The following is a 24,068-nucleotide window of genomic DNA, read 5'->3' as shown; positions in this document are numbered from 1 at the left end:
TTCAGGGCTGCGCGCACTCCATATTATCGCCGTCATAAACCTCGCCTCTCCATGGAGTGCCGCATGCCTGTCAAAGCCTTGTTCAAACCGTTCAGCCTCGGTGCCCTGGAGCTGCCGACCCGTGTGGTCATGGCGCCGATGACCCGTTCGTTTTCCCCGGGGGGCGTGCCGAATTCGAAGGTCATCGAGTACTACCGCCGGCGCGCCGCTGCTGGGGTGGGCCTGATCATCACCGAGGGCACCACGGTTGGCCACAAGGCCTCCAACGGTTACCCGAATGTCCCGCACTTTTACGGCGAAGCGGCGTTGGCCGGCTGGAAAAAAGTCGTGGAGGCGGTGCACGCTGAAGGCGGAAAGATCGTTCCGCAGTTGTGGCACGTCGGCAACGTTCGGCGCATCGGCACCGAGCCGGACGCCAGCGTGCCGGGCTACGGGCCATCGGAAAAACTCAAGGACGGTCAGGTCGTGGTTCACGGCATGACCCAACAAGACATTCAGGATGTGATCGCGGCCTTCGCCCAGGCCGCCAAAGACGCGCAGAGCATTGGCATGGACGGCGTCGAGATTCACGGCGCCCACGGCTATCTGGTCGACCAGTTCTTCTGGGAAGGCAGCAACCAGCGCACCGACGAATACGGTGGCAGCCTGGCCAATCGTTCGCGCTTTGCCATTGAGCTGATCCAGGCCGTGCGTGCGGCGGTCGGTCCGGGCTACCCGATCATCTTCCGTTACTCGCAGTGGAAGCAGCAGGACTACACCGCGCGCCTGGTGCAAACCCCGGAGGCGTTGGGTGAATTTCTCCAGCCGTTGTCCGATGCCGGCGTGGATATCTTTCATTGCTCGACGCGGCGTTTCTGGGAGCCGGAGTTCGACGGCTCCGAGCTGAACCTGGCAGGCTGGACCCGCAAACTGACGGGCAAGCCGACCATCACCGTGGGCAGCGTGGGGCTGGACGGTGAGTTCCTGCAGTTCATGGTCAACACCGACAAAGTCGCGCAACCGGCCAGTCTGGAGAACCTGCTGGAGCGTTTGAACAACGAGGAGTTCGACCTGGTGGCCGTGGGGCGCGCCTTGCTGGTCGACCCGGACTGGGCGCAGAAAGTCCGCGAAGGTCGCGAGCAGGACATCCTGCCGTTCAGTCGTGAGGCGTTGATGACGCTGGTTTAAACGGCGCTCGGGCGGACGCCATCGCGAGCAGGCTAGCTCCCACAGGAGTATGTATTCCAATGTGGGAGCGAGCTTGCTCGCGATGGCTGACTCAATGCCACAGAGAAATCAGGGCAATATCGCAGCACTCACCGGCCCATGCTCTGCGACGCAAGCCCCGCGCAACTGTCCTTCAAATTGCTCGACGATTGCCCCCCAGCCTTGCCGACTGGCGTGCTGACGCGCGTTGAGTCGTATGCAGCGCAAGGTTTCTGCTTCTTCCAGCAACCAACGGGCGGCATCGCAAAACGCTTCTTCGTCCCCCGGCATCGCCAACACGCCGTTGTAACCATGACGAATGTGTTGAGCGGCGGCCGCTTGATCGTAGGCCACCACGCCCAATCCGGAGGCCAGGGCTTCCAGCACCACATTACCGAAGGTTTCGGTCAGGCTCGGAAACAGAAACAGATCCCCGGACGCGTAGTGACAAGCCAGGGCTTCTCCGCGCTGCGAGCCACAGAAAATCGCGTCGGGCAGTTCTTTTTCCAGCAGTGCACGCTGTGGGCCATCACCGATCACGATCAGCTTTATGCGTCGTTGTGGATAAGATGACTGCAAAGCCTGGTAGCAACGTTTGAGCAGACCGAGGTTTTTTTCCTGAGCGAGCCGGCCGACGTGAATCAGCGCGATGTCGTCGTTCTCCAGCCCCCAGCTTTCACGCAGCGAACCCAGGCGTTTGGCCGGGTGGAACAGTTGGCTGTCGACGCCACGGGACAGCAGCGCCAGGCGCTCGAACTGCCGACGTTCCAGCTCCATTCGCTGGCTGGTGCTGGGCACCAGGGTCAACTTGGTGCGGTTATGGAACCAGCGCAGGTAATGCGTCAATAACCGGGTCAACAGTCCCAAGCCGTACTGGCTGGAGTACTGCTGGAAGTTGGTGTGAAACCCGCTCACCACTGAAATACCCAGCCGCCGCGCTGCGCGCAAGGCCGACAACCCMAGCGGTCCTTCGGTGGCGATGTAGAGCACGTCCGGGCGATGACGCTGCCAGCGCCTGAGCAACTTGTGCATCGACGACTGGCCCCATTGCAGCCCCGGATAACCCGGCAGCGGCCAACCGCGGCAGAGCAGCAGTTCATCGTCGCTGAGGCGGGTTTGATCGCTGCCCTGGCGCGGTCGCACCAGTTCTACCAGGTGCCCGCGCGCGCGCAGACCCTCGCACAGGCGGCCAAGGGTATTGGCCACGCCGTTGATTTCCGGAGGGAAGGTTTCGGTGATCAGGGTGATATGCAGAGCTGTCGTCATGGCCTCAGTGTCGACTGAGGCCATGTCGCCATTGTGTCAGCGCGATGATGGATTTGTGACGATGAGCGCGTTCGGCTGCACCGAGTCTCTAGCTGGCCACCGAGGTATCAAGGGCGTGGTGGGGCATAGCGAACCGAACGGGCGATCAGTGACAGGGATTTATAGTCTGGAGCGGCATTCGGTGACCCCCATGCGCGCTGCCCCAGTGGCAACATCCACTCTTTCAGATGCGACCAGACCTTTTCAGGTGTCATGTACGCCGCTTCGTCGGCCCATACCTGTATGCCTCCCCCCCAGCACGGCGGGATGGGCTGGATCTATGACGGTATGCCCAGGCCCCGCATCGTCCATGAAAATGTTGGGGCGCCAGTGATCATAAATACCGTGGGGTGAGTGCAGGCGATCAAAAAGGTTGTCCCAGCCAGACTTAATGACGTTATAAAAGTCACCGTGGGCATTTAGCACGCTGTACCCTTCATCGATCAACGCTTGCACATTTTTCTCGTTGCGCGTGCTGCCCCAGATACTCCAGCACTTGATTACAACGTTTTTATCCACAGAAATCTTTTGATCTTTTTCAACGACTGCGTCGTTCCACATTCGCGCAACCTTGCCTTTTTGCTGCACAAGTCTCGCGACTTCGTTGACGAATTTCCTTACACCATCCCGTGAGTCTGCGTTGGACGGCCCGGAATTTTCCCGCGCGTACCGAGCCAGTTGTGGCGTGTTGCCCGGAGAGATCGGACTGAGGAAGTACTCATCGGCCTCCAAATTGAGACGTGTGCAATCCGGAAACATCTTGAGAAGATCGTTGATAAGCCCCATGACAAATTCGCGAGCGGCGGGGATGCTGAAATCGAGTGCTTTTGACACGACCGTGCCGCCTGAAAGCTGCAGCTGAAATTCCGGCTTATTTTGCAGAATCCACTGCATATGCCCAGGCCATTCGATCCCGGGGACGACCTCAATGTGAAGGGCCGCTGCTGTAACGAGGATTTTCTTGAGGTCCTCTGCACTCCAGGCATCGGGGCTGGCGGTGTCCGGGGCGGAAGGGAAGATGACCCGTACCCCCTCATTGTCGGTGAGGTGCAAATACAGGGTGTTGAGCTTGTTCCAGGCCATCTCATGCAGCAGGTCTATCATCCATTCAACGCTGTAATACTTGCGGCCCACATCGATCAGCACCGAGCGTTCGCCAAATTTAGGGGCATCGATTACAAACCCAGATTCAAGACTGGTCGAAACCTGTGCCGCTTTATGCAAGGTCGTCAGTGCCAGGGCCATGGCTTGCAGGGTTTTCGCGGTGACGTGGACGGTGCTGGTGATATCGATTCGGTAGGCCTCGGGTGCGCCTTTGACCGGAATTGGAACACCGGCGGTATCCGGGTCGGACAGTGTCAGCTTTACATCACCCGGCGCAGGGCTATTCCCTGACACAATGGCAGGCTGTTTTTCGAGCCCGGCGGCGAGGGCGAATCCGAATGCCAACCGTGTCGCCAAAGGACGCAGGCTCTCATCGTCGATGAGGATGCGCGTACTTGCGCTAAGGACGTAGACAAAACCGGCTGTAGGTTCAGCGTGCAGTGCGGCGGGACTCATGTCGAGCCAGGGAAAGCGCGGGTTTTGATATCCGTTAGCGGGATTGTTGGACGCCACTATGCTGGCGGCGATGGGGCTTTGGATGGACGTTGTCATTGAACCGGTTCTCCATAAATTGAGATCGTGACTCATCCCTGAATGCTTGAAGGTTCTTGACGTGGGTGAGCCCTCGCGACTCATTGGATACCTGATGCTTGAGGCTGGCTACTGTAAGAAATACTAGGTCGGGGTCAATATCGCCATGGGGGGTATCAGCGTTGCTTGTGCTGATAACCGTTCGTCTGGACTGTCAGTTTTTACAGGTAGCTTTACGCGTGTGTCGGAGATAGAAGTGCCCCAGAAGCCGCAGGCAATTGTGCCGGGTAACAGGAGTATCGAGATCATGACTGCCCGAGAAGAACCCACGTCCAACAAACCAGCAACCAGCCTATCTGACAGTGGAGAGGGAGAGGACACGGGAGCGGTCGCGCCAGCCCTCAAAATGCCGACGATTATTGCGCCTTTAAACGGACGCACATACATTGTCGGCCGTGTGTATCTTGAGGGGAAGTGTTCGGCGGGCGCCAGGGTTGAATTGTGGAGCCATGACAATAGCAAGTTGGCCGATGCCATTATCAACAGTGACGATATCACGCATTGGTACTATAGCCGCATTTGGGATGCAGGCGACAAGCATGTCAAGGTCGTGGAATTCGTGGGAGGGGTGCCTTCTGAGCCAACTTTACTGCGTCAGTTCCGAGTCACCGAGGCACGCTGTGCACCGGCGATTACCAGTCCGAGTGATCAACAGCGCTTGAAAGTAGGGCGGAATACGATCAAAGGAACCTGTTGGACGGAGGCGATATCGGTTCGAGTGCTGAATCATGACAATAGTGAATTGGGCACCGCCAAGATGACGCCAGGCAGTGGCACTTGGGAATTCGAATTTGACTTCGATTTCGGCACTGGCAGAAAGCACATTTTGGTGAGACAAGAGGTTGCGGGTGAATCGTCTGACATCAGCCGCATGTTTGAGTATTTCATGACGAAGTAGCACTGGTTCATTGCGTACAGCACGGCAGATTGATGGTCTGCCGTTACCCTTCGTCTGCATCATTGTGCAGTGGCGAAGCTGCATTTTAACGTGCTCGTTTACACAAAATCCGGAACACGCCTTTGCGTGCAATCACCCGGAGCTGCTTTCGCCTGCACGTTCATATCTGACTATCAAGCGCTCCTCACCGCTGGTCGGAAACTGCGGCCTACCTGTTATTTCTGACAGTGGCCAGCGCCTTGGAGCCAGGTGTTAGATGGCGTCAACGCTGCCGCTCACGTTGCGGCGACTCTTGCGAAATGGAGATTGCTCATGACCGCTAAAGTTAACGCACCCGAAACACACGCCCCTATCCCGGATCTCGACAGTTTTGACGTCTATCCGACGGTGGGTGACGATGATCTGGACTCATTCAGCACCATCGACGCGTTCGGAGTGCTGATACGTACGGATAAACTGGATCCCGATGACATGATCTATGTCGAAACGATTGGTGAGCCCGGCACCCCGGAAGGTGGAAAGTCCAAGAGCTGGCCGGTGCGTCTAGGGTCGTCAAACCCCAGGCGTGTGAATTTGGGGAATGATGCCGTTGCGTTTCTTCTGGGCAAAAAAATGTGGATGACCTACACCATCCTGCGTAAAGACGAGATCGAAAAAACCTCTGATCCGCGGATTCTCAACGTGCTCCCCCTGCCCCGAGAAGAGTTGAAAGCCGCCCGGATCCCCCAGGCTCAGGACAACGGTCATGGCCCAGAACTGGACCTGACCAGTAACACTGCCGAGTGCACGGTATATCTTGGAGGCTGGCCGCTGTGGGCCAAAAATCAACGGTGCTGGGTTGACCTGGAGGGCAAGAACGCCGGTGGTGGAGATCACCCGTACTCCGTGATGGAATCGGAGCCGGTGGATGACGACTGGCTCGATCAAGGTTATCGCGAGGTGAAGGTGCCTTACGACTACTTCAAGGCGTTACTCAATGGCTCGCTGTTGAAGGTCTTCGTCGAGGTCGCACTGAATAAGGAAGACGACAGGACTCAGGCGTTCCCTTTCGAGGAGCGAATTTATACTGTTAAAAATGTCGAGGTAGCAAAGCCTGAGATCACCACGGTGATCGATCTCAAGGGTGTCGAGATATCCAACCCCGGTACGACCAAGTACACCACGGTCAAACTCAAAGGCCGCGCCGAGCCCAATCAGCTTCTCGAGATTTTTGATGGAGAATCGATTGTGGGCAACCCCACGGCCAATGAACAGGGCGATTGGGAGCACAGGCTCGAACGCTTAAGCGAGTCAGACCACAAGATTTTCGTCGAGGGGCCCAAGGGGCTGACGTCTGATGTCTGGAAATTCCGGGTGGAAGAGTTGCAGGCACCCACCATCGATACAGTGAAAGACAGCAAGGGCGAGCCTGTGGGCGAGGGCGAAACAACGCTGGATGGCGACCTGAAGCTGGAAGGCAAGGCAGAGGATGGTTACGAAGTCGAGATCTTTGATCGCAAGACTTCAGTGGCTTTGCTCAGGGTTTACGATGGTATCTGGGAGCTGAGGAAGACGTTCAGCAATAGAGAACATGTTTTGAAAGCCGTGGGGCGCTATGGCGATGATCGGCCGGCAGAGTCCGCACCGCGGAGTTTTACGGTGGCGGTGCAGGCCAGCAAACCCACGATCGAGAAGGTGACAGACTCCAACGGCAAGCCTGTCCCCCATGGCAGCAAGACCAGGGATACCAGGGTAAAACTTGAAGGCACAGCGTTGCCTTACCAGGAATTGAAAGTTTTTGATGGCGAGCAGCACATCGACAGCGTCACGACTGGAAAGGACGGTGTCTGGCTGTGCGAGCTGATCGACTTGAGTCAATCAGAGCATCCGATCAGGGTCGAGGTGAGGCCGGGGGTGGATTCGGGTGTCTGGATTTTTACCGTAGTCGAGTTGGTGCAACCGACGATTAACGAAGTGAAGGACGTCGCAGGCACGACGATTGGCGATACCGTCACGACCAACAAAACACCGTTGACGCTGACAGGCACGGTAGATGACGGTCAAAAAGTCGACATTTTCGACGGCGCCAGCAAGCTGGGGCAAGCCACGATAACGGAGCCTGGCAATTGGGAGTTCAAGACGTCGGTGCTGTCTTCTCTAAGAGAATATAGGTTCAAAGCCGTAGAGCAAGGTGTCGGCGGGACGGARTCAGCGACCCGGACCGTTACCGTGACGGCGGCGGTGAAWCCGRCGATTAACGAAGTGARGGACGTCGCAGGCACGACGATTGGCGATACCGTCACGACCAACAAAACACCGTTGAAGCTGACAGGCACGGTAGCTGACGATCAAAAAGTCGACATTTTCGACGGCGCCAGCAAGCTGGGGCAAGCCACGATAACGGAGCCTGGCAAGTGGGAGTTCGAGACGTCGGTACTGTCTTCTCTAAGAGAATATAGGTTCAAAGCCGTAGAGCAAGGTGTCGGCGGGACGGARTCAGCGACCCGGACCGTTACCGTGACGGCGGCGGTGAATCCGGCGATTAACGAAGTGTGGGACAACAAAGGCTTTCTGCTTGGCGATACCGGCACGACCAGCGAAACACCGTTGATGCTCAAAGGCACGGTAGCTACCGGTAAGAACGTCGACATTTACTATGGCGCCATCAAGCAGAAGGCAGCCACGATAACGGCGCCTGGCAAGTGGGAGTTCAAGACGACGGTGCTGTCTCGAGAAACGTATGAGCTCATAGCCGTAGAGCAAGGTGTCGGCGGGACGCGATCAGCGACCTACACCATTACTGTGAGAAGCGGTGAGAATCCGAAAATCACCAAGATGACCTACACCAATGGAGGACGTCCTATCTTCGATGGCGACATCATCACGGATGGCCGTGTGGAAGTGACCGTGAAGATTACACCTGGAAAACAGGGCAAGATTGTTAGCGCTATGGTCTCGGACGGCCCCTTTTCTGTGAATGGAGTGGGTGAGGAAACCAGGTCCATAACCCTTGGCAAGGGAACCCATTACATCCGTGTTCTAGAAATCCCTGCTGGGCTAGATTCCCCAGTGGTTACTCTTACGGTGACATAGAGGGCGGTCGTTCAAACAAAAGCCCACGCAGGATCCTTGCGTGGGCTTCTTTTTAAGTGCTGCGTCGCCCGTTATGCAACCGTCCGCGGCTCGGCCGCGACAGCGGTTCTTGCTCAGACGGAGCTTTTCTTCAGTGCATGGTCGCCACGCTCACGCACCCAAAACAACGTCGCGCCAGCCACGGCCGCCGGCATCATCAGGACGTTGACCAGCGGAATCAGCAGCACCAGATAAACGATGCCGCCAAAACTCATGCTCTGCCAGCGTTTTTGGCGCAGCCAGGCGAGCATCTCGTTCCAGCCCAGTTTGTGGTTATCCGCCGGGTAATCGATGTACTGGATCGCCATCATCCATACGCCGAACAGCAGCCACAGCGGTGCAGCGACCAGGTTGACCACCGGGATGAATGACAGGATCAGCAACGCGAGGGCCCTGGGCAGGAAGTAGCCGAGTTTGCGCATTTCCCGGGCGAACGTGCGCGGGATCATCGCGATCAGTTCGCTCCAACTGAAGGTCGGGAAGTCGTCAGTGCCACGCACCACCACTTCAACTTTCTCCGCGAGAAAACCGTTGAAGGGCGCGGCGATCACGTTGGCGATCATGGTGAAGGTGAAAAACACCATCAGCGCCACCAGAACGACGAACAACGGCCAAAGTACATAGCTGAGAAAACTCAGCCAGCTCGGCAGTGAAGGCATCAGGGAGTCGACCCACAGGCTGAACTGATGGCCGGCGAAGTAAATCAATCCGACGAACAGCACCAGGTTGATGACCAGCGGCAACAACACGAACAAACGCAGGCCGGGACTCAAGACCAGCTTCAGGCCTTCGCGCAGGTATTGCGGGCCGGACAGAACGGGGGCGGGCATAGCGTGCTCCGAACAATGAGAAAACGCGCCGACCTTACCGGCTTTGCCACACAGGCGAAAGTGCGGTAACGACATCGACATTAACTGTAACAAAGGCGCCTTTAAATCAGCCTCCAGGGGATAGAGACCGCCTATGAGCTGGATTGTTAATCCGTATTTCCTTAATCTTCGCCTCCTCGATACGCTGCACCCATTATTTTTCAGGGCTGTCCAACTACGGCGCTTCCCCAAGTGCCTGCACAGTCCTTTTTTTATTCCAGCCGGTCATCCGGCGTTCCGCGCCAGGTAATACCGGCCGGTCGATAGGAGTGAGTCATGTCTGATGTACGTCATTCGCGAGTGATTATTCTCGGTTCCGGCCCTGCCGGTTACAGCGCTGCGGTCTATGCTGCCCGCGCCAACCTCAAGCCGTTGCTGATCACGGGCATGCAGGCTGGCGGTCAATTGACCACCACCACCGAAGTCGACAACTGGCCGGGCGACGTGCACGGCCTGACTGGCCCGGCACTGATGGAGCGGATGAAAGAACACGCCGAGCGCTTCGAGACCGAAATCGTTTTCGACCACATCAACGCCGTCGATTTCGCCTCCAAGCCGTACACCCTGACGGGCGACAGCGCCACTTACACCTGCGACGCACTGATCATCGCGACCGGTGCCAGCGCTCGTTACCTGGGCCTGCCGTCGGAAGAGACCTTCATGGGCAAAGGCGTGTCGGCCTGCGCAACCTGCGATGGTTTCTTCTACCGCAACCGTGAAGTGGCCGTGGTCGGTGGCGGCAACACCGCTGTCGAAGAGGCGCTGTACCTGGCCAACATCGCCAGCAAAGTGACCCTGATTCACCGTCGCGAGACCTTCCGCGCCGAGAAAATCCTGATCGACAAGCTGCACGCACGGGTTGCCGAAGGCAAGATCGTCCTGAAGCTGAACTCGACGCTGGACGAAGTGCTGGGCGACAACATGGGCGTGACCGGCGCTCGTTTGAAGAACAACGACGGCAGCTTCGACGAGCTGAAAGTCGACGGCGTGTTCATCGCCATCGGCCACACCCCGAACACGTCGCTGTTCGAAGGCCAGCTGACCTTGAAAGACGGTTATCTGGTGGTGCAGGGCGGTCGTGAAGGCAATGCAACGGCGACCAGCCTTGAAGGCATCTTTGCTGCTGGCGACGTGGCTGACCACGTTTACCGTCAGGCGATCACCTCGGCCGGCGCTGGTTGCATGGCGGCCCTGGACGCAGAGCGTTACCTGGATGACCTGCAGAACGCCAAGTTCTGAAATCGTTGAAATGAAAAAACCGGCCTCGGCCGGTTTTTTTGCACCCGCGATTTAACAGGCAATACTGTTCATTGTGGGAGCGAGCCTGCTCGCGATGGCGGCTTTACATTCAGCACTTGTGTTGGCTGACAAACCGCTATCGCGAGCAGGCTTGCTCCCACCGGGATTGCATTTCAGGCAGGAATTAGCGGCGGGTCAGTGGTTGTTGCGAGAACTTAACGCCGGCCAAACCCTGCGCAATCAATGCGCGGATGTTGCCATGGTCACTGCCATCCGGCGTAGCAACCACAGAGCGGTAATGCTCACCAAACGCCAGCAGCGCTTCTTCGTCACTCAAGCCTTCCAGCAGCGCCAGGCCGAGGGTCTTGCACGAGCCTTCGTTCTGTCCGGCGGCGTTTTCCACGCCACCGTTGTTGAAGGCTTGTGGCTGGTAATCATAGCCAGCAGCGATGAACGCCAGGGTATCGGCGAAGGCATGTTCGCCGCTCTTGAGGCTGGCGCGCAGGGTGTTCAGGTCAGTCATGGGTTTTTCCTTTGGCGAACGCCGCTTGCTGGTCGGCGCTGGCTTCTTGCTGGTATTGGGCTTTCCACTCGGCGTACGGCATGCCGTAAACCACTTCGCGGGCGTCATCGAGGCTGACCTCGATCTGGCGTTCGTCGGCGGCGGCCTTGTACCACTTGGACAGGCAGTTGCGGCAGAAACCCGCGAGGTTCATCAGGTCGATGTTCTGTACATCCTTGCGACTGTCCAGGTGCGCGACCAGTCGGCGGAACGCAGCAGCTTCAAGTTCCAGGCGTTGTTGTTCGGTCATAGGTCTCTCTGAGACAGCTTCAAGCGGCAAGCTTCAAGCTGCAAGCGGGATTGCGGTGGCTGGAAGTTTACAGCTTGAAGCTTGCCGCTTGTAGCTAGCGGCTCGCTGCAAGCGTTATCGATACCGACTCGGCGAAACGCAGGGCGTGGGGTTTGTCGACTTCGACTTCGGCGTAAAGCACGCTTTGGTTGGCCATGACCAGATCGAGTATCTCCTGGGTCAGGCGTTCGAGCAGGGCGAACCGGTTGCCTTCCACATGGGCGATGATCGCCTTGGTAATGGTGCGGTAATTGAGCGCATGATCGATATCGTTGTCGCGCACGGCGTCTTGGGCTGCATAGAGGATGGTCAGGTTGATCAGCACATCCTGCTTGTTGAGGATTTCGTCCTCGTTGATTCCGATGAAGGTCCGCAGACACAGGTCCTTGACCCGAATGCGGGCCATTCCTGGTTGAAGTTGTGGCATTGCTACTTGCTCCGTCCAATCAATTGCAGGAACTCCTGGCGGGTGTTGCTCGACTCGCGAAAGGCGCCGAGCATCACCGAGGTGTTCATGGTCGAATTCTGTTTCTCGACGCCGCGCATCATCATGCACATGTGCTGGGCCTCGATCACTACCGCAACACCGGCGGCCTGGGTGACGCGCTGCACCGCCTCGGCGATTTCCCGGGTGAGGTTTTCCTGGATCTGCAAACGCCGGGCGAACATGTCGACGATTCGCGCGATCTTCGACAGGCCCAACACCTTGCCGGTGGGAATATAAGCCACATGGGCCTTGCCGATGAAGGGCAGCAGGTGATGTTCGCAGAGCGAGTAGAGCTCGATGTCGTCGACGATCACCATTTCATCGTTGTCAGAGGCGAACAGCGCGCCATTGACGATCTCGTCGACGCTCTGTTCGTAACCATGACACAGGTACTGCATGGCCTTGGCCGCACGCATCGGGGTGTCTTGCAAACCCTCGCGGTCGGGGTCTTCGCCCAGGCCGATCAGGATTTCACGGTAGCTCTGGGACAGGGATAACGTCATGGAACATCCTCGCGGGGGCGGCCTACTTGAGGTGCCGTCCGCCGTTGACGGTCAGGGTCGTGCCGGTGACATAAGGGTTGTCCAGCAAGTAGCGCAAGCTCTGGTAGACAACCTCGCTGCCGGGTTCGATACCCAGCGCGGACTTGGCCAGGGCTTTGGCGCGGTACGCCGCGTTGTCGTCGGGATTAAACAGTAGCAGGGCCGGCGCGATACCGTTGACCTTGATTTTCGGGGCGTATTTCGCGGCGAAGGAAAGGGTCAGGCTGTCGAGCCCGGCTTTAGTGGCGCAATAAGCGATGTGCTTGCTGCTGCCCCTGCGCGTGACATCGTCGCTGATATGCACGATGTCGGCGGGGCTGGAGTGCTGCAGCAAGTCGGCACAATGCAGGTTGATCAAGTAGGGCGCAAGCATGTGCACGCTGAACATCTGGGTGAATGCGGCCACTTCGGTGTCAGGGGTTTCGGCCAGCCAGGCGGAAGCGTTATGCACAATTGCCCGCAAGCTCCGGGTATGGGCTTTCAATTGCGTGATGAACGCCAGGATCCCGGCTTCGCTGGAGAAGTCGGCAAACAGTGCAATCGCGCCAAGGTCGCGCAGTGTTTGCACGCCCGGGCGTTCGCTGCGGTAGCTGATGATCACGCGGTGACCTTCTTCCAGCAGCCGCTGCGCGCAGTGCAGGCCGACACGTTGGCTGGCGCCGGTAATGAGGATCGGAGCTGAGGAAGAGGTCATGGATGGCTCGCATCGCGGGTATGGCAAAACTATACCAGCGACAGCTTGCGCAATGCCTTGAAAAGATCGCAGGTTCCGGCTGCTCCCACAGCCGCACGACCCAATCTCACAGCGAGCCTGCGATCTTTCAGCGATTCTGGGTGGACGGTGCCGCGGGCAATGACCGCCCTGCTGTGTTGTTCAACCAGCCGGTCAGCAGGTGGGTCGACAGCGGAATAAAGACGTAGACCATCAACGGCGTCAAGGCCAGGGTGCTGACGAATACACGAGTCAGCAGGCTCATGTCGCTCAGCAGTGGGCCGAGTACAAAGTTGAACAGTAGCGAGACCGGAAAAAATGCCAGCCAGATCGCCACGGCCTGTTTCCAGCGAGGTGGACGTTGCCCGACCGCACCGAACCAACCGTCGATGCCGCTGACCCGATACTCGGAAGGGTGGGCAAACAACTCGCTGCCGCGTGCCAGCCACGCCGTGCGCGAGGCGGAATGCTCCCAGGCATGCAGAGTCTGCCCATCGGCGAAGCGGAAGATAATCTGGAATTCGTCATCTCCGACCGGCGGGGCGAGCACGCCAGAGCCGAGATAGCCGGGAAAATCGGTGGCCAGTTGTTCGCCTTCGCGCAGCCAGGCGATCAGGTCCTGATAACGCCCGTTGGCAACGCGACGCGCAACCATCAGGGTGACGGGTGAGGTAGACATTGTGTATCTCCGTAGGACAAGCACGCGGTTCCGGGTAGGAGGCGTACAAAACGCAGCACCGGGATAAAGGGCTGCGTTTAAAAACAAGCAAGGATTATTCCTGGTTTTTCAAATGCACTCGACAGATTGTCGGATGTATAGCTCTTGCAATGTAGGAATATGATGAGAGATAAATGGGATCCAATCTGACACGGACGTCCAAGAACTTATGATTACGACGACTGATCCTCCCCAGACCGTGCAATTTTCTCGTCTGGAGAAGCAAGAGCAACTGTTCCCGATCCGTGAAGTGGCGCGCCTGACGGGCGTCAATCCGGTGACCTTGCGCGCCTGGGAGCGGCGCTATGGATTGATCCAGCCAACACGCACCGAAAGTGGGCATCGGCTGTATTCCATGACCGATATTGAACGGGTTCAGAGCATTCTTGGCTGGATCGGACGTGGCGTGGCAGTCAGCAAGGTGGGCAGGATTCTGGCGAAGACCAGCGAGGTCCCGGCGTTGTCGAGCGTCATCCCGGATGAACTGGTTCAGGCCGACTATGCCCAGTGGCAAGCGCAGATCAGCGCGGCAATCTGCAATTTTGACGATGCGGAGTTGGGGCGGATTTACGGTCAGGTATTTTCCACTTATTCATTGACGGTGACGTTCCAGGACATTTTCATGCCGCTGTGGACGCAATTGCTTCAGCATCATGAATTGTTTGGACAAACCAGTGAGTGGGCGATGCTGGATATGTTTCTTCGTGCCAGAGTTCTCCAGCGACTGGCATTGTTACGAGGTGGGCAGCCGTTGCAGGTGATCGTTTCTGCCATTGATTCGCACTGCCATAAGCTTGAGTTGCTATTGACGGCTTTGTATATGGGCAGTACGCAGGTAGGTATCAGGACACTGGCACTGGGGCAACCATTTGATGAGCTGACCCTGGTCTGTGACAGGATCAAACCGCACGCGCTGGTATTGTTTTCCAATCAAGCGCCTGCACCTGACTTCACTCGCCGTCTGAATCGGCTGGCTATGGGCCTGGATTGTCGCCTGATACTGGCTGGAGATTCGGCGGATCTGGCGCAAGAGAGCCTGAGCGGATCGTCGATTGGCTGTATTGGAAGTGAAGGGGGGGTGATGCAGCAGCGTTTGCAGCAGTTTCTCGCGGGAACGCTCGATACCTGAGGCTCAGATGTGCAGCGCGGGATGTGTCAGGCGATGCTGCTGAAGAATGAACTGACGCAGGCGTTCGGTTTCATCCTTGTCGCTTTGGTTGAGCCGATAGGCGTAATAGCCCTGTTCGGTTTCTCGTTCGAAGGTCCCGCGCAATGCAATGCGTTCGTAGCCTGAAGGGCTGAACCACAGCGCGAAACTTTTCGGCGGCTTGGTGCGGTTGCGTACTTCCAGCAAAACGCCTTTGAACGACACTTCGTGGACCCAGAACGTGCCGGGTTGGCCTTTGGCGTTCTCCAGGGCTACGGGCTCTTCAAGCGCCAGACGCCAGGGGCGAACCATCGGCCCGTCCTCGTAGATGCTGGGTACGCCCAGGCGCAAATGCAGTGCATGAAACTCATCTTCCACCAAATGTAGCGGAAAGGTCATTTGCTGATTTTCGAAATGTGCCTGAATGGTGACCTGCTCATTGGCCGCCAGACGTGTCAATAAATCACGGATTTGCGAGCCCCCATTAACCAGCAGGCTCGACGTCGCATCGCGAACGTTAAGCTGCGGGTTGTGCTGCATGGTCTGGATGAAATCCAGTTCATCCTGAGTCAGAAGGGCATCGCGGTGCATGGTTAGCTCGAAAGAAATAATTACAAAGTTATTGGTGATTGTAGTTAATGACCATTAATTCGACAGCTTGTTTTAACCGTTTGTCGCTTTGAGTGCCTGAAGCTCTGCCTGGACTTCAGCCAGCTGGGCTTCCAGTTGTTCAACCCGCTGTTGCGCCTTGACCTGAGCAGTGACGTCTTTCTGCACGCCGATGAAATAAGTCTGCTTGTCGTGTTTGTTGTACACCATTGAAAGCGACAGCTCATTCCAGAAGTGTGTGCCGTCCTTGCGGTAGTTGCGCAGAATTTCCCGGCAGGACTTCCCATCACGCAGTGTTTCGCGGATCAGCTCCAGTGCGGCCTGATCGCGATCCCCAGACTGAAGAAAGCGACAGTCCTGATACAGGATTTCTTCAGCACTGTAGCCGGTCAGTTTTTCGAAGGCGGGGTTAACGTAAATCAGGATGTTATCTTCGCCTTCCCTTTCCGCGATGACAATTCCATCATTTGAAGCGTTGATTACTAATTGCATCAGCTGGGCATTGATCATCAGAGAGTCCTTTCTGCATCGAATGATGATGCTGCATTCTATGACATGGTTGCGGACTGTCCACTGGCCACCAGACCTATTTGCAAGGCATTCGCAGCTTTTTTGCCTCAGCTGTTAATATCCGGGCCTTTTACTCTGCATCAGGATCAGATTGATGAAAGTCGCCATTCTTTCCGGCTCGGTGTACGGCACGGCTGAAGAAGTCGCCCGGCATGCGGCCAAACTTCTCAAGGCTGCAGGTTTTGACGCCTGGCACAACCCGCGTGCAACCCTGGCCGATGTCCAGGCGTTCGCTCCCGAAGCCTTTCTGGCCGTCACCTCGACCACGGGCATGGGCGAGTTGCCGGACAACCTGCAACCGCTGTATTCGATGATTCGCGATCAACTGCCCGCTGCCTGGCGCGGTTTACCGGGAGCGGTGATTGGCCTGGGGGATGCCAGCTACGGCGATACCTTCTGTGGTGGCGGCGAACAAATACGTGAGCTGTTCGCTGAGGTGGGCGTGCGCGAAGTGCTGCCCATGCTGCGCCTGGACGCCAGCGAAAGCGTGACCCCGGAAACTGACGCCGAACCCTGGTTGGCAGAATTGATCAGCGCGCTGCGCGGCTGACCGGGCGCTCGCGCAGTAACGCGAGCCAGGCCTGGGCGGCTTTTGAAAGGTAGGCGCCCTGACGCCAGATAAACGCGATGTCCCAGCGCAGGTAACTCGGCGCTTGCAAGGTCAGGCGCACCACCCCGGGCCTGACCAGCCCGCGTGCCACCACGCTGGGCAGCAACACCACGCCTTGCCCAGCGGCCACCAGCGCCGCAAGAAAGTCCGCCTGGCCGCTGCGCCCACCTTCCTTTGGCGTGAAACCCAGTTGCTGGCACGCCTGGAGCAAACGGTCGTTGAGCACGAAGCTGCGCTGATAAAGCAGAAACGGTGTGTCCGCCAGCTCTTCCAATCGAATGTGACTATTCATGGCCAGTGGATGATCGGCGGGTAATAACGCATCCAGAGGCTCGTCACAGAACGGCTGAAAGGCGAACTGCGGGTCTTTCGGTAGAAGGCTGCCGCCCAGTTCCAGTTCGCCGCTCAACACGGCTTGCTCGATATTCAGGCTTCCGCCTTCAAGTAGCTGCACGTTGATGTTCGGATAACGGCGTCGGTACTCGGCGAACAACCCGGCAAATAGAGCATCACTGCCCAGCAGTGGTAATCCCAGACGCAGTTCTCCCCGCGCCAGTTGACTCAGGTCATCCAGTTCGCTGAGCAGTTCGTTGCGCAGCCGCAGCATGCCTTCGGCGCGCTGCAAGACCACGCCACCGGCGGCCGTCAGACGAATCTGCGAACCGAGGCGCTCCAGCAGAGGCGTGCCCAGGCTGTGTTCGAGTTGAGCGACCTGTTTGCTCACTGCCGATTGGCTGATGTGCAAGGTCTTGGCTGCTTGGGTAAAGCCGCCCTGGTGGATGACTTCGACGAAGCTGCGCAGCTGTTTGAATTCCATATGTGTAATTCCAGTCTGGAATAGTTATGAGTCTAACAATTCGCTTCGGGGATGACAGCCGGCTCCTTAAAATGAGCGCCTGTAAGGAGCGAAAAAATGAACACATCAATGCTGAAACACCTGGGTCGCCTGGTCGCTGAGCTGACGGTACTGCTGGTCATCTACCTGCTTGGTTGTCAGTTGGCCGTCTGGTTTGCCTGGCCGATTCCGGGTGGGGTGATCGGCCTGGCGCTGTTGCTGCTGGCGTTTGCTCTGGGCTGGGTCAAACCGGCGACCTTGCAAATGGGCGCCGGCTTGCTGATGGCCGAGATGCTGCTGTTCTTTATTCCGGCACTGATGAGCCTGCTCGACTATGGCGGCCTGCTGCGTGAAGAGGGCTGGCGAATCCTGGTGGTCATTGGTGTCAGCACGCTGATGGTGATGGTCGTGACCGCGTTTACGGTAGAGCTGGTTTGCCGCTGGAGGATGCGTCATGAAGCTTGAGTGGATGCCAGTGTTCTGGCTGGTCTTTACCCTGGCGGCCTACCTGTTCAGTCGCTGGATTTATCGGCGCAGCGGGCGTTACCTGTTGTCACCGCTGATTCTGGTACCCGCCATGTTGCTGGCGATCGCCGTGCCGCTGCATACCGCATACGCCGAGTATTCGAGCAACACTCATTGGTTGATGCTGGTACTGGGGCCGGTCACCGTGGCGTTCGCGGTACCGATCTGGCTGCAGCGGCAATTGTTGATACGCCATTGGTCGGCGTTGTTGCTGGGGATGTTGGCGGGCAGTGCGGTATCGATCGGCAGCTCGTTCGGTCTGGCCAAGGCCCTGGCGCTGGACAGTTCGGTGACGATGTCACTGGTGCCTCGCTCGATTACCACGCCATTCGCCATGCCGTTGGCCCATGACCTTGGCGGAGTGCCGGACTTGACGGCGGTATTCGTGATGTTCACCGGCGTCTTTGGCGCCGCGCTGGGCGGCATTTTGCTCAAGTGGCTACCCTTGCGCAGCGCCTTGGCACGCGGCGCCTTGTTTGGCGTCGGCGCGCACGGTGCAGGCGTCAGCCGTGCCCGTGAAGTGGGCGGCGAAGAGGGCTCGGTGGCGGGCTTGGTGATGGTGCTGACCGGGTTGTTGAACCTGTTTGCAGCGCCGCTGCTGACATGGGTGTTGTGACGGCGTTCACCTCATTTAGCGGCCGCAGGCTTGCTGACTCGTTGGGTCAGTAAGCTGGCTGCGAATGCAACTACACGAACCCCGACAGCTGACTAGACTGCGTTTACCCCTACGAAATAAATAATAAGAACCAGAGGTCCTCGCCGTGAGCGTAACCCCCGTTCAATCGACATCCGATGTAAAAGACCAAGTTAGCGCCGCCGAGTGGCAAACCCGTGTCGATCTGGCGGCCTGCTATCGGCTGGTGGCGTTGCAGGGGTGGGACGATCTGATCTTCACCCACATTTCCGCCAAGGTGCCGGGGACTGAAGATTTTTTGATTAATCCGTTCGGAATGATGTTTCACGAAATTACCGCATCGAGCCTGGTCAAAGTCGATCAGGCCGGCAACAAGCTGATGCACAGCCCCTACGAGATCAATCCCGCCGGATACACCATCCACAGCGCCGTGCATGAAGTGCGTCACGACGTGGTGTGCGTGCTGCATACCCACACGGCGGCCGGTGTGGCGGTTTCCGCGCAGAAGCAGGGCGTATTGCCCATCAGCCAGCAATCACTGTTTGTGCTGTCCAGCCTGGCGTATCACGCCTATGAAGGTGTCGCGCTCAACCACGAGGAAAAGGCGCGCCTGCAAGCCGACCTCGGTGAAAACAATTTTCTGATGTTGCACAACCAAGGGCTACTGACCTGTGGCAGCAGCATTGCCGACACCTTTTTGATGATGTTCACCTTCCAGCGTGCCTGCGAGATCCAGGTGCTGGCGCAGAACGGCGGGGCTGAACTGATTGCCATCGAACCGCAGATTCTCGCGGGTGCCAAGGCGATGATTGCCGGCGTGACCAAAAGTGCTCAAGGGATGGGTGGCGCGCTGGCCTGGCCGGCGTTGCTGCGCAAACTCGATCAACAAGCCCCGGGTTACAGACTCTGATGGCGCTCGCCGAGATCCCTCTGTGCGTCTGGCGCAAACGCGGTCAGAGCTTTGTGTTCCGTGGTCAGACCATTCGCTATTGGGTGGCCGGGCAGGGTGAGCCCTTGTTGCTGATTCACGGATTCCCCACTGCCAGTTGGGACTGGCATTACCTGTGGCAACCCTTGACCCAGCGGTATCGAGTGATCGCCTGCGACATGCTGGGTTTTGGCGACTCGGCCAAGCCGCTGGACCATGAGTATTGCCTGTTGGAGCAGGCCGACTTGCAGCAGGCGCTACTGGAATATCTGGGTGTCCGGCAGCCTGTGCACCTGCTGGCACATGATTACGGTGACAGCGTGGCCCAGGAGTTGTTGGCCCGACATACTGAGGCGCGTGTCGAGATTGGCAGTTGTGTGTTCCTCAACGGTGGCCTGTTTCCCGAAACCCATCGGCCGGTGCTGATGCAAAAGCTGTTGCTCAGTCCGTTGGGCTGGATGATCGGACGGGCGTTCAGTCGGGATGGGCTGGTCAAGAGTTTCCGACAGGTCTTTGGCCCCCGGACCCGTCCGAGTGAAAGTGAACTGGACGATTTCTGGAGCCTGATCGACAACAACCGCGGCACGCGGATCATGCACAAACTGATCAACTACATCCCGCAACGCCGCATGCAGCGGGACAGGTGGGTCAAGGCCATGCAAGCGGGCACCGTTGCGATGCGGGTGATCGATGGCGAAGTCGACCCGGTGTCGGGTGCCCATATGGTCGAACGCTACCGCCAGTTGATCCCCAATCCGGACACGGTATTGCTACGCGGAATTGGTCATTACCCGCAAATCGAGGCGCCGATCCAGGTGCTCAAGCACTACCTGGCGTTTCGTGACCAGCTGGATCCCCCCGCGTTGAAAACCGCCTGTTCCTGACTCCGCGTATTGACCCTTGTTGTCACCCATCACACGGGAGCAGCTTGGCTCGCGCGTTGCAAATCACTGCATCCGGCAATCAGCGCAGACCGAATGAGTAACGGGCTCTCGTCAGAGTCTTTTGCGCATGAGAATATTTATCATTAATATTGGCGCACCGTTGACCCTGCGTAGGGCATGGACCACGTTGAGTCGACCTTTGATGATCAATACCCCACCCGAATCCCAGAACATCGACGGCTCCGACAGCCCGGACAGTCGCGCGTATTTTCTGCAGGTATTCCTGTCGCAGCGACCGCAAATGGAAGCGTTGGTCAGTCGGCGCGTGGGCTGTCGGGCGACTGCCGCAGACCTGGTGCAGGACCTGTTTTTACGTTTCTGGCGCCGACCATTGGTGCACGTCGAAGAGCTCAGCACTTACTTGCTGCGCTGCGCCGGCAATATTGCTATCGATCATCTGCGTAGCGAAGGTGCGCGAGTCAGGCTCAACGAAGGCTGGTTGCCAGAGCAACAGCACAATCTCAGCGTCGAGCCACAAGCAGCGCTGGAAGCCGGCAATGACCTGCGCCATGTCGAGGCGGCATTACGCGGTTTGCCCGAACGTACCCGGCAGATTTTTTTGCTCAACCGCATTCACGGGCGCACGTATGCCGAAATCGCCAAGGCCATGGGGCTTTCCCAAAGCGCCGTGGAAAAACATATGATGCGCGCCCTCGAAGCCTGCAAGGCCAGTCTGCGAGAACCTGAATCACGCACGCCAGGGACAGCCCCGTGAATCACACCGCCAACGTCACTCCGACGCCGGCTCAGGAGCAGGCCGCGCTGGCCTGGCTGAGCCTGTTGCACGACCAACCGAGCAGCGGCGATCGCGCCACGTTCAGCCGTTGGTTGCAGGCCGATCCGGCGCATGCCGAAGCCTACGCCCAAGTTCAAGTGGTCTGGGAAATGAGCGGAGTACCGGCTCGCACCCTGGCCGAGGAAGAGGCCTTTGCCTTGCAGGGTTACCTCAATGCGATGAATCGCTCCAGGCATTCCGGTGTGTGGCGCTGGTCTGGCGGTTTGGCCATGGCCGCCTGCTTGCTGCTGATGGTTTCGATCGGTGCCGGCTGGCAGCCGTCGCGTTGGTTCGATGATTTAGCGGCGGACTATGTCTCGGCGCCGGGTGAAGTGCGCAACGTGACCCTGGCCGACCAATCCCGGGTCACCCTCGATGCCGACAGTGCCATTGCCATGGATTTCAGCCGCGGTGAACGGCATGTTCGGCTGCGTCGTGGTGCGGCCTTTTTCAACGTGAGCCATACCGGCGAGCCCTTTGTGGTCGACGCAGAACAGGGCGAGGCGCGGGTGCTCGGGACGCAGTTCGAAGTGCGATTGCAACCGGCAGGCGCGCAGGTGACGGTGCTCTCGGGACGCGTCGCAGTCACGCCGGTCAAGGGCGCCGGGCAGCAGGTGCTGACGGCCGGCCAGCAAGTGGCCTATGGCGCTGGCAGCGCGGCAAAACTCCACGCCGTCGACAGTGAAGCGCAACTGGCGTGGCGTCAGGGTTGGCTCAATTACTACAAGTCACCCTTGGCCGATGTGGTGAAAGACCTCGGCCGCTATTACCCGGGAAGGATCGTGGTGCTCAACGACGAGCTGGCCGCACGACGGATCAGCGGCAGCTTTGCGAGCAAAGATCCGCAAGCAGTGCTCGATTCCCTGCAAGGGGTGTTGGGGTTCGAGCAGCACAATCTGTTGGGGCGGATGATCATTTTGCGCTGAGGGGCGAGCGCATTACCGATCACTTGAAAATCCTCCTGCTGCGTGCAGGGATGGGGACTACGCTCAAAGTGGTTGGGGTACTGCAAGCGATACACGGCCAACTGCAATTGGCCTGATCGCCACACTTCTACAGATTTCGACTAGCGAACAAGGATGAACTCATGTCACGTCTTTCCCTGCCAAGGCTGCTCAGTGCAGTCGCCCTGGCTGTCGCCGTGCTGGGCGGTTGCGCCCATGTTCAGCCGCCAGCCCAACCGGTTGCCGTGAACATCGTGGCAATCAACGACCTGCACGGTTACTTGCAGGCCAACCCGTATTCGGTTCGCGACAACACCGCCGCTGACGGTGTGCGCATGCTCAAGGCCGGGGGCATTGCGACCCTCGGCGGGATGCTGACGCAACTGCGCAAGGACGATCCGCAGCTGTTGTTCATCGGTGCCGGTGACCTGGTGGGTGGAAGTCCGCCACTGTCGGCGATGTGGGCCGACGAACCGACGCTCGAAGCGCTGCGGTACATGGACATGAAACTCAGCGCCATCGGCAATCATGAGCTGGACAACGGCAAGGCGGAGTTCCTGCGCCAGCTCAATGGCGGCTGCGAATCAACTCGTCCGACCAAGGCCTGCCAGTTTCGCGCCCGCTATCCCGGCAGCGGTTTCCCCTATCTGGCGGCGAACCTGATCGACACCGATACCGGCAAAACCCTGTTGCCGCCGTACCGTATCGAGGAGGTCAAAGGCCAGAAGATCGCCTTTGTCGGCGCGGTACTGCGCGATGTTGCCTCCGTGGTCAGCGCCAAGGGCCTGCAGGGTTTGCGTACCGAGGATGAGGCCGAGTCGATCAATCGGCTGATCCCCGAACTCAACCGCCAGGGCGTCAACGCGATTGTCGCGGTGGTGCACCAGGGCGGCTCAACCCCCGAACCCTACGACAAACAGGACTGCAGCCAGCTGAGAGGCGATATCGTTGATGTGGCCAAGCGACTCGATCCAGCGGTCGATGTGTTGATCTCCGGGCATTCCCATCAAGGCTATCTGTGCAAGGTCGGTCCTCTGCTGGTGACTCAGGGCAGTTCGTACGGGCATCTGATGACCCGCCTGACGCTCGACGTGACTCCCGGTCAACATCGGGTCACGGGCATTCACGCGACTAACCTGTTGGCCGATCCGGCGCATTATCCAGCCGATCCTCAGATGCTCGCCTTGCAGCGGGAAGTTGAAGCACGCAGCAATAACGTGCTGCTCAAACCTGTCGGTGCCATCGCGGCTTCACCGATCACTCGACGTGCCAATGCGGCGGGGGAGGCGCCTTTGGGTGACTTGATCGCCGATGCTCAACTGGCGGCTGGCGCGGCGCATGGCGCACAGATCGCCTTTATGAACAGGGGGGGCATTCGTGGCGACCTGGCCCTGGAGCCAGGTCTCAAACGCCTGAATTATGGGCAGGTGGCGACGGTGCAGCCGTTTAACAACACCCTGGTCGCCTTCGACCTGAACGGTCGGCAACTCGAACAATTGCTCAATCAGCAATGGAAGGCCGGAGGCAATTTTGATGCGCTGCAGGTTTCCAGGGGCTTCAGTTATCGCTGGGATTCCACGCGCCCGCTGGACAGTCGGGTGATTCCCGGCAGTGTTCGTCTTAACGGTAAGCCGGTGCAGCCCGAGCGCAATTATCGCGTGGTGCTGAACAGCTTCCTGGCCGACGGTGGCGATCGTTTCAGTCTTTTCAAGCAGGGAATCAACCGTAGAGATTTGGAAGTAACGGACCTGGATAGCCTGATCGATTACCTGCACCGCATGGATCAACAAGGCAAACCCGTTGGTTCTACGAAGAGTGCAGGGCGCATCGTGAAGGTGAAATAGCGCGGCATGCCTGGTTGCGTAAGGGGCTTTGAAACTATTTTCATTTTTCATGTGAGGTAAACCCGAGTGACATCCGTGTAGTGGTGAAAGT

Annotated in this window: 25 protein-coding genes; 13 read left to right on the top strand and 12 right to left on the bottom strand. The window is 58.2% G+C overall.

The window, feature by feature from the left end; translation table 11 throughout:
- Positions 1 to 63 precede the first annotated feature (63 nt).
- The gene (locus AC1DHT_RS16105; protein ID WP_427544334.1) at positions 64 to 1,167 is read left to right on the top strand and encodes an NADH:flavin oxidoreductase; all 1,104 of its coding nucleotides are present in this window, start codon (positions 64 to 66) and stop codon (positions 1,165 to 1,167) included.
- Between the two features lie 108 nt (positions 1,168 to 1,275).
- Here AC1DHT_RS16105 and AC1DHT_RS16100 read toward each other — a convergent pair whose 3' ends face one another.
- Both AC1DHT_RS16100 and AC1DHT_RS16095 read right to left on the bottom strand, forming a co-directional pair.
- On the bottom strand, positions 1,276 to 2,475 hold the full coding sequence (locus AC1DHT_RS16100; RefSeq protein WP_427544331.1) for a glycosyltransferase family 4 protein: 1,200 nt from the start codon (positions 2,473 to 2,475) through the stop codon (positions 1,276 to 1,278).
- A gap of 219 nt (positions 2,476 to 2,694) precedes the next feature.
- A complete protein-coding gene (locus tag AC1DHT_RS16095) occupies positions 2,695 to 4,146 on the bottom strand; it encodes a family 20 glycosylhydrolase (RefSeq protein WP_427544328.1) in 1,452 nt (483 codons plus the stop codon).
- Between the two features lie 286 nt (positions 4,147 to 4,432).
- On the opposite strand from AC1DHT_RS16095, the gene AC1DHT_RS16090 reads away from it, so the two are divergent.
- Both AC1DHT_RS16090 and AC1DHT_RS16085 read left to right on the top strand, forming a co-directional pair.
- A complete protein-coding gene (locus AC1DHT_RS16090) occupies positions 4,433 to 5,083 on the top strand; it encodes a hypothetical protein (protein WP_427544325.1) in 651 nt (216 codons plus the stop codon).
- A 312-nt stretch (positions 5,084 to 5,395) separates the two neighbouring features.
- Complete coding sequence (locus AC1DHT_RS16085) at positions 5,396 to 8,155, top strand: hypothetical protein (RefSeq protein ID WP_477749835.1); 2,760 nt, start codon at positions 5,396 to 5,398, stop codon at positions 8,153 to 8,155.
- Between the two features lie 113 nt (positions 8,156 to 8,268).
- Here AC1DHT_RS16085 and cysZ read toward each other — a convergent pair whose 3' ends face one another.
- Positions 8,269 to 9,024: a sulfate transporter CysZ gene (gene cysZ / locus AC1DHT_RS16080; RefSeq protein ID WP_427544319.1), complete on the bottom strand. Its 756-nt coding sequence runs from the start codon at positions 9,022 to 9,024 to the stop codon at positions 8,269 to 8,271.
- A gap of 315 nt (positions 9,025 to 9,339) precedes the next feature.
- On the opposite strand from cysZ, the gene trxB reads away from it, so the two are divergent.
- Positions 9,340 to 10,302 carry a thioredoxin-disulfide reductase gene (trxB, locus tag AC1DHT_RS16075; protein WP_427533738.1) on the top strand — a complete coding sequence of 321 codons (963 nt, stop codon included), beginning with the start codon at positions 9,340 to 9,342 and terminating at the stop codon, positions 10,300 to 10,302.
- 184 nt (positions 10,303 to 10,486) lie between these two features.
- Here the strand turns inward: trxB and AC1DHT_RS16070 are convergent, their stop codons facing one another.
- The 6 genes from AC1DHT_RS16070 to AC1DHT_RS16045 form a co-directional block, all read right to left on the bottom strand.
- Positions 10,487 to 10,825, bottom strand: coding sequence for a HopJ type III effector protein (locus tag AC1DHT_RS16070; RefSeq protein ID WP_145022187.1), 339 nt, complete (start codon positions 10,823 to 10,825; stop codon positions 10,487 to 10,489).
- Positions 10,818 to 11,114, bottom strand: coding sequence for a DUF1244 domain-containing protein (locus AC1DHT_RS16065; RefSeq protein ID WP_145022190.1), 297 nt, complete (start codon positions 11,112 to 11,114; stop codon positions 10,818 to 10,820). Before AC1DHT_RS16065 ends, AC1DHT_RS16070 begins: the two co-directional genes overlap by 8 nt.
- A 94-nt stretch (positions 11,115 to 11,208) precedes the next feature.
- Positions 11,209 to 11,580, bottom strand: a complete 372-nt coding sequence (gene folX, locus AC1DHT_RS16060; protein WP_427533735.1) for a dihydroneopterin triphosphate 2'-epimerase — start codon at positions 11,578 to 11,580, stop codon at positions 11,209 to 11,211.
- 2 nt (positions 11,581 to 11,582) lie between these two features.
- Complete coding sequence (gene folE, locus AC1DHT_RS16055) at positions 11,583 to 12,143, bottom strand: GTP cyclohydrolase I FolE (protein ID WP_427544316.1); 561 nt, start codon at positions 12,141 to 12,143, stop codon at positions 11,583 to 11,585.
- Positions 12,144 to 12,165: 22 nt separating this feature from the next.
- On the bottom strand, positions 12,166 to 12,876 hold the full coding sequence (gene folM, locus AC1DHT_RS16050; RefSeq protein WP_427544313.1) for a dihydromonapterin reductase: 711 nt from the start codon (positions 12,874 to 12,876) through the stop codon (positions 12,166 to 12,168).
- A gap of 127 nt (positions 12,877 to 13,003) precedes the next feature.
- On the bottom strand, positions 13,004 to 13,573 hold the full coding sequence (locus AC1DHT_RS16045) for a putative antibiotic biosynthesis monooxygenase (RefSeq protein ID WP_427544310.1): 570 nt from the start codon (positions 13,571 to 13,573) through the stop codon (positions 13,004 to 13,006).
- Between the two features lie 208 nt (positions 13,574 to 13,781).
- On the opposite strand from AC1DHT_RS16045, the gene AC1DHT_RS16040 reads away from it, so the two are divergent.
- Positions 13,782 to 14,741: a MerR family transcriptional regulator gene (locus tag AC1DHT_RS16040; RefSeq protein WP_427544307.1), complete on the top strand. Its 960-nt coding sequence runs from the start codon at positions 13,782 to 13,784 to the stop codon at positions 14,739 to 14,741.
- A gap of 3 nt (positions 14,742 to 14,744) precedes the next feature.
- Here the strand turns inward: AC1DHT_RS16040 and AC1DHT_RS16035 are convergent, their stop codons facing one another.
- Together AC1DHT_RS16035 and AC1DHT_RS16030 are read right to left on the bottom strand one after the other, a co-directional pair.
- Positions 14,745 to 15,350, bottom strand: a complete 606-nt coding sequence (locus AC1DHT_RS16035; RefSeq protein WP_427533728.1) for a hypothetical protein — start codon at positions 15,348 to 15,350, stop codon at positions 14,745 to 14,747.
- Positions 15,351 to 15,422: 72 nt separating this feature from the next.
- Positions 15,423 to 15,878, bottom strand: a complete 456-nt coding sequence (locus tag AC1DHT_RS16030) for a PAS domain-containing protein (RefSeq protein WP_427544304.1) — start codon at positions 15,876 to 15,878, stop codon at positions 15,423 to 15,425.
- A 154-nt stretch (positions 15,879 to 16,032) separates the two neighbouring features.
- On the opposite strand from AC1DHT_RS16030, the gene AC1DHT_RS16025 reads away from it, so the two are divergent.
- Positions 16,033 to 16,488, top strand: coding sequence for a flavodoxin (locus tag AC1DHT_RS16025; RefSeq protein ID WP_427544302.1), 456 nt, complete (start codon positions 16,033 to 16,035; stop codon positions 16,486 to 16,488).
- On the opposite strand, the gene AC1DHT_RS16020 is transcribed toward AC1DHT_RS16025, so the two are convergent.
- Complete coding sequence (locus tag AC1DHT_RS16020) at positions 16,469 to 17,365, bottom strand: LysR family transcriptional regulator (RefSeq protein WP_427544300.1); 897 nt, start codon at positions 17,363 to 17,365, stop codon at positions 16,469 to 16,471. The genes AC1DHT_RS16025 and AC1DHT_RS16020 overlap by 20 nt on opposite strands.
- A 96-nt stretch (positions 17,366 to 17,461) precedes the next feature.
- On the opposite strand from AC1DHT_RS16020, the gene AC1DHT_RS16015 reads away from it, so the two are divergent.
- The 7 genes from AC1DHT_RS16015 (at position 17,462) to AC1DHT_RS15985 (ending at position 23,977) form a co-directional block, all read left to right on the top strand.
- A complete protein-coding gene (locus tag AC1DHT_RS16015; protein ID WP_427544297.1) occupies positions 17,462 to 17,848 on the top strand; it encodes a CidA/LrgA family protein in 387 nt (128 codons plus the stop codon).
- The gene (locus tag AC1DHT_RS16010) at positions 17,838 to 18,524 is read left to right on the top strand and encodes an LrgB family protein (RefSeq protein ID WP_427544294.1); all 687 of its coding nucleotides are present in this window, start codon (positions 17,838 to 17,840) and stop codon (positions 18,522 to 18,524) included. Before AC1DHT_RS16015 ends, AC1DHT_RS16010 begins: the two co-directional genes overlap by 11 nt.
- A 145-nt stretch (positions 18,525 to 18,669) precedes the next feature.
- Positions 18,670 to 19,452, top strand: coding sequence for a class II aldolase/adducin family protein (locus tag AC1DHT_RS16005; protein WP_477761398.1), 783 nt, complete (start codon positions 18,670 to 18,672; stop codon positions 19,450 to 19,452).
- Positions 19,452 to 20,354, top strand: a complete 903-nt coding sequence (locus AC1DHT_RS16000) for an alpha/beta fold hydrolase (protein ID WP_427544288.1) — start codon at positions 19,452 to 19,454, stop codon at positions 20,352 to 20,354. The genes AC1DHT_RS16005 and AC1DHT_RS16000 overlap by 1 nt, the downstream gene beginning before the upstream one ends.
- A 199-nt stretch (positions 20,355 to 20,553) precedes the next feature.
- On the top strand, positions 20,554 to 21,129 hold the full coding sequence (locus AC1DHT_RS15995) for an RNA polymerase sigma factor (protein ID WP_427544285.1): 576 nt from the start codon (positions 20,554 to 20,556) through the stop codon (positions 21,127 to 21,129).
- Positions 21,126 to 22,115, top strand: a complete 990-nt coding sequence (locus AC1DHT_RS15990; protein WP_427544282.1) for a FecR family protein — start codon at positions 21,126 to 21,128, stop codon at positions 22,113 to 22,115. The genes AC1DHT_RS15995 and AC1DHT_RS15990 overlap by 4 nt, the downstream gene beginning before the upstream one ends.
- Positions 22,116 to 22,276: 161 nt before the next feature.
- Positions 22,277 to 23,977 (top strand): bifunctional metallophosphatase/5'-nucleotidase, encoded by a 1,701-nt coding sequence (locus AC1DHT_RS15985; RefSeq protein WP_427544279.1) that lies wholly within the window; start codon positions 22,277 to 22,279, stop codon positions 23,975 to 23,977.
- Positions 23,978 to 24,068: the final 91 nt, after the last annotated feature.

Source organism: Pseudomonas sp. 05N432 (assembly GCF_056396945.1).
Note: the sequence above shows the minus strand (reverse complement) of the source record. Positions and strands in the feature narration are given on the sequence as shown.

Excerpts from the sequence above, each read along its gene's own strand:
- folM (WP_427544313.1), bottom strand. The coding sequence starts at position 12,876 with ATGACCTCTTCCTCAGCTCCGATCCTCATTACCGGCGCCAGCCAACGT.
- AC1DHT_RS16000 (WP_427544288.1), top strand. The coding sequence starts at position 19,452 with ATGGCGCTCGCCGAGATCCCTCTGTGCGTCTGGCGCAAACGCGGTCAG.
- AC1DHT_RS16025 (WP_427544302.1), top strand. The coding sequence starts at position 16,033 with ATGAAAGTCGCCATTCTTTCCGGCTCGGTGTACGGCACGGCTGAAGAA.
- folE (WP_427544316.1), bottom strand. The coding sequence starts at position 12,143 with ATGACGTTATCCCTGTCCCAGAGCTACCGTGAAATCCTGATCGGCCTG.
- AC1DHT_RS16030 (WP_427544304.1), bottom strand. The coding sequence starts at position 15,878 with ATGATCAATGCCCAGCTGATGCAATTAGTAATCAACGCTTCAAATGAT.
- AC1DHT_RS16045 (WP_427544310.1), bottom strand. The coding sequence starts at position 13,573 with ATGTCTACCTCACCCGTCACCCTGATGGTTGCGCGTCGCGTTGCCAAC.
- folX (WP_427533735.1), bottom strand. The coding sequence starts at position 11,580 with ATGCCACAACTTCAACCAGGAATGGCCCGCATTCGGGTCAAGGACCTG.
- AC1DHT_RS16065 (WP_145022190.1), bottom strand. The coding sequence starts at position 11,114 with ATGACCGAACAACAACGCCTGGAACTTGAAGCTGCTGCGTTCCGCCGA.
- AC1DHT_RS16105 (WP_427544334.1), top strand. The coding sequence starts at position 64 with ATGCCTGTCAAAGCCTTGTTCAAACCGTTCAGCCTCGGTGCCCTGGAG.
- AC1DHT_RS16015 (WP_427544297.1), top strand. The coding sequence starts at position 17,462 with ATGAACACATCAATGCTGAAACACCTGGGTCGCCTGGTCGCTGAGCTG.
- AC1DHT_RS16010 (WP_427544294.1), top strand. The coding sequence starts at position 17,838 with ATGAAGCTTGAGTGGATGCCAGTGTTCTGGCTGGTCTTTACCCTGGCG.
- AC1DHT_RS16070 (WP_145022187.1), bottom strand. The coding sequence starts at position 10,825 with ATGACTGACCTGAACACCCTGCGCGCCAGCCTCAAGAGCGGCGAACAT.
- AC1DHT_RS16090 (WP_427544325.1), top strand. The coding sequence starts at position 4,433 with ATGACTGCCCGAGAAGAACCCACGTCCAACAAACCAGCAACCAGCCTA.
- AC1DHT_RS16095 (WP_427544328.1), bottom strand. The coding sequence starts at position 4,146 with ATGACAACGTCCATCCAAAGCCCCATCGCCGCCAGCATAGTGGCGTCC.
- cysZ (WP_427544319.1), bottom strand. The coding sequence starts at position 9,024 with ATGCCCGCCCCCGTTCTGTCCGGCCCGCAATACCTGCGCGAAGGCCTG.
- AC1DHT_RS16040 (WP_427544307.1), top strand. The coding sequence starts at position 13,782 with ATGATTACGACGACTGATCCTCCCCAGACCGTGCAATTTTCTCGTCTG.
- AC1DHT_RS16035 (WP_427533728.1), bottom strand. The coding sequence starts at position 15,350 with ATGCACCGCGATGCCCTTCTGACTCAGGATGAACTGGATTTCATCCAG.
- trxB (WP_427533738.1), top strand. The coding sequence starts at position 9,340 with ATGTCTGATGTACGTCATTCGCGAGTGATTATTCTCGGTTCCGGCCCT.
- AC1DHT_RS16020 (WP_427544300.1), bottom strand. The coding sequence starts at position 17,365 with ATGGAATTCAAACAGCTGCGCAGCTTCGTCGAAGTCATCCACCAGGGC.
- AC1DHT_RS15985 (WP_427544279.1), top strand. The coding sequence starts at position 22,277 with ATGTCACGTCTTTCCCTGCCAAGGCTGCTCAGTGCAGTCGCCCTGGCT.